This window comes from Campylobacter concisus, from assembly GCF_002912895.1.
Classification (GTDB): domain Bacteria; phylum Campylobacterota; class Campylobacteria; order Campylobacterales; family Campylobacteraceae; genus Campylobacter_A; species Campylobacter_A concisus_G.
In genome coordinates, this window is record NZ_POZX01000040.1 from 1 (window position 1) to 2970 (window position 2970).

3 protein-coding genes are annotated in these 2970 nt (G+C 37.1%); all 3 read right to left on the minus strand.

Annotated elements, in window-relative coordinates:
* Positions 1-953 (minus strand): ABC transporter substrate-binding protein (locus CYP51_RS05045; RefSeq protein WP_103624616.1); only part of this gene is annotated, 953 nt, incomplete at its 3' end.
* 11 nt (positions 954-964) lie between these two features.
* A complete protein-coding gene (locus CYP51_RS10010) occupies positions 965-1477 on the minus strand; it encodes a TonB-dependent receptor (RefSeq protein WP_258032794.1) in 513 nt (170 codons plus the stop codon).
* Positions 1478-1486: 9 nt separating this feature from the next.
* Complete coding sequence (locus CYP51_RS05050) at positions 1487-2815, minus strand: TonB-dependent receptor (RefSeq protein ID WP_258032795.1); 1329 nt, start codon at positions 2813-2815, stop codon at positions 1487-1489.
* Positions 2816-2970: the final 155 nt, after the last annotated feature.

The window sequence follows — 2970 nt, forward strand, 5'->3', positions numbered from 1 at the left end:
CCTTTATCTGGCATCTTGCCGCCTAGAAATTTTGGATTAAACTGATAAATTTCTTCAAAAAATGCCATGATCTCATTTTGCAGTTCATTTGCTTTTGTTACCGTTAAATTTGCCTTGTCAAAAGCATTTGCAAGTGCTACTTCTGGAGCTGGCAAGTAGCTTGAGCCTATCTTTGCTGCACTTTGTTTGTTCTCAAGTATCCATGAAAGTGCATTTTTAAGATCACTATGAAGCATGTCAAATAGATTTAAGTTTTTCTCGTAAAAGCCTCTTTCTACGATAATGCCTGCCATTGGGATTATTGGCTTTGTACCAAAGCTCTCGCCCCAAATTTTTGGAAAATCAACTGAGTAATGCACGCTAACGCCTGCTTTTTTACCACGCAAAATAGTCGCTTCACCAAGAGGTTGTGGGACTATTAAAATGTCAAAATCTTTTTGTAAAAATAAAAGCAGAGCCTCAGGTGGCGTTGCTGTATAGGTGATGTCTATCTTGTTAACGTCTATGCCTCTTTTTTTGCAAAGCGCTCTTAGGACAAGATCAGGCATGTCGCCTCGAAATGGCATGATGAGCTTTTTGCCTACAAAATCCTCTAAATTTTTGATCTTTTCATCCTTAACCATAGCGTTCATAACGCCAAGGGTTAGTAAATTTAACATCGCAAAATCAAGCCCTTGATTTCTTAAATTTGCAGCGACATTTGATGGTGACATCGTGACTTTAATATCCCCACTAGCCACGCCTGCACGAAGCTGATCTGGTGTTTTCCAGATATTTAGGCTTACATCATAAGTTTTATTTAACTCCCCTTGCAGTGCAGCAACTGCCATTATGACGCTTGGGATTGCTGGCGCACCCCACATATTAAAGCTCTCTTTTGCAAATAAATTTGGTGCAAATGCGCTAACGCCTAAAGCTGTGCTAAGTCCTAAAAATTTTCTTCTATCTAACATCTTTTTTTCCTTTAAAAACTGCTGTGAAAGCTAATGAAAAATGTCCTGCCAGGGGCATGAACGACTACTGGATCAAGTGCTGCTACGTGATCACCGCTGATAAATTCTGCATAATCTTTGTCAAATAAATTTGCTACGCCAAATCTTATGCCAACTTTATTTTTAAACTCTACGCCACCATAAAGATCAAGCAAACCAAAACCTTTTGCAGCTTCTTTTTTGTCGATGCCTAGACCATTTTGCTTGCTAAAATCGCCCCTAGTTTGCTTTGAAACTAGTCTTAGTGCAGTGCCAAGGTTGTAGCTACCAAAGCTTGCATAGTCTTTGTAGTCAAATGCAAAATTTGCCTCAAAAGGCCTTATTTGATAAAGCGGCCTGCCATCGGTTTTATTTTGTCCGTAGTTGTAGTAAAGTGAGCTTTTTAAGCCAAAGTGCCTTGCAAAGCTATATTCTGTATTGAAATTTACACTATAAAGCGTTGCATCAACGTTTCTTGAGATGACAGCATTTTTGTTTAGCGGCATAGCAGCTTTTTAGTGGCGTCTATCAAAAATGATTAAATTTTTAACGCTATCAGCGATGAAATGCCCGCTAAAGCTAAATGCATCTTTGTTTTGAAGCGAGTTTAGATACTCTTTGTAAAACTCGCTGCCAAATTTAAAGCCAAGAACTGCTCTATTGTGCCTTTCTGGCTCTAAATTTGGATTTGCTATCCAGCCATTATCGCCTGCACCATAAAGTGCATTAAAACGCTCCATATTGCTTGGCAAGCGAGATAAACTCTCAAGTTTTACAAAGTAGCTATCCTTGTCGTTTGGTGTAAATTTATATTTTAAACTTGCGCTAAAAGCGTCTTTTTTGATCTTATCGCTTACGTCCTCACCATAAATTTGACGAAGTAGCCCGCGAGTCGTACTAATGGCTGGATTTGGTGCAAAAAATTTAGTATCAAGTCCGTTAAGCTTACTTCTTTGCTCTTCATATTTTAAGGCAAGCGAGGCTTCATTTGCTTCATTAAATTTATAAGCAAGTGTATCAAAGAGCATAAATTTATCATTTCTAACATCAGCAAATCTATATCCATTAAAGACCCAGTTGTTGCCTTGCTTCATGTATCTTTTGCCGTCATGTTTATCTTTTTCAAAGCCAGCGCCTATTTGATTGTGAAAGCTTGCAAAATCAACGTCATATTTTAGATTTGTCTCAAATATATTTCTCTTTAAATCCACTTTCACATTTTGGGTGGCATCTCTTAGATGAAAATTATCAGCTTTTCGCTCAACCTTTTTTAGGATAAATTCAAAATTTAGTGTATTTGAAAGATCTTCTTCGCCTAAGCGAATATTTAGTTTGCCAACTTTTCTTATCGTTTTAAAAGCATCCATCGCATGTTCTGGCTGCTTGTCTTTGTCGATATTGTCCCTTAAAAACGTAAGTCTAAGCTCACTAAGATCATTTGGCACGAAGCCTAAGATAGCGCTTTGGCCTTGCCTATTGTAGCCATAGTCCCATCTTTTGCCACTTCCATCTTTATAATTATTTGCTTTGGTGAAATTTGCATTTAAAATGGTATAAAAATTTGCGCCGCGATATTTAAAAAGCGATGAGTTGTAAAAGCTTTTGCCATACATTCCAGCTGAGATATGAAACATATCAGTTGAGTTATCAAGCAAATTTGTAACAAATGGATATTCGCTTCTTTGAGTGCGGTCAAACTGATTTTCTACAAAGGCACTTTGTGCAACGTTTGGCGTGATGACTGGTGGCGGTGCAAATTCTCTAATAGGCTTTATAACGTCTAAATTTGCTTCATTTGCTAGAAGCAGTGATGAAAGAACTGCTAGGCTTAAAATGGGCCTCATGTAAACTCCTTTTTAAAGATATAATTATGATTTCTTTTATCAGAATTGTAGTAGCAAAACCCTTTATAAAAGTTGATGTAAGTCATCCTTTAAATTTTTAATCCATAATTACGAGCCTATTGTAGATAAAATGCTTGATTTTATTTTTGCAAGAG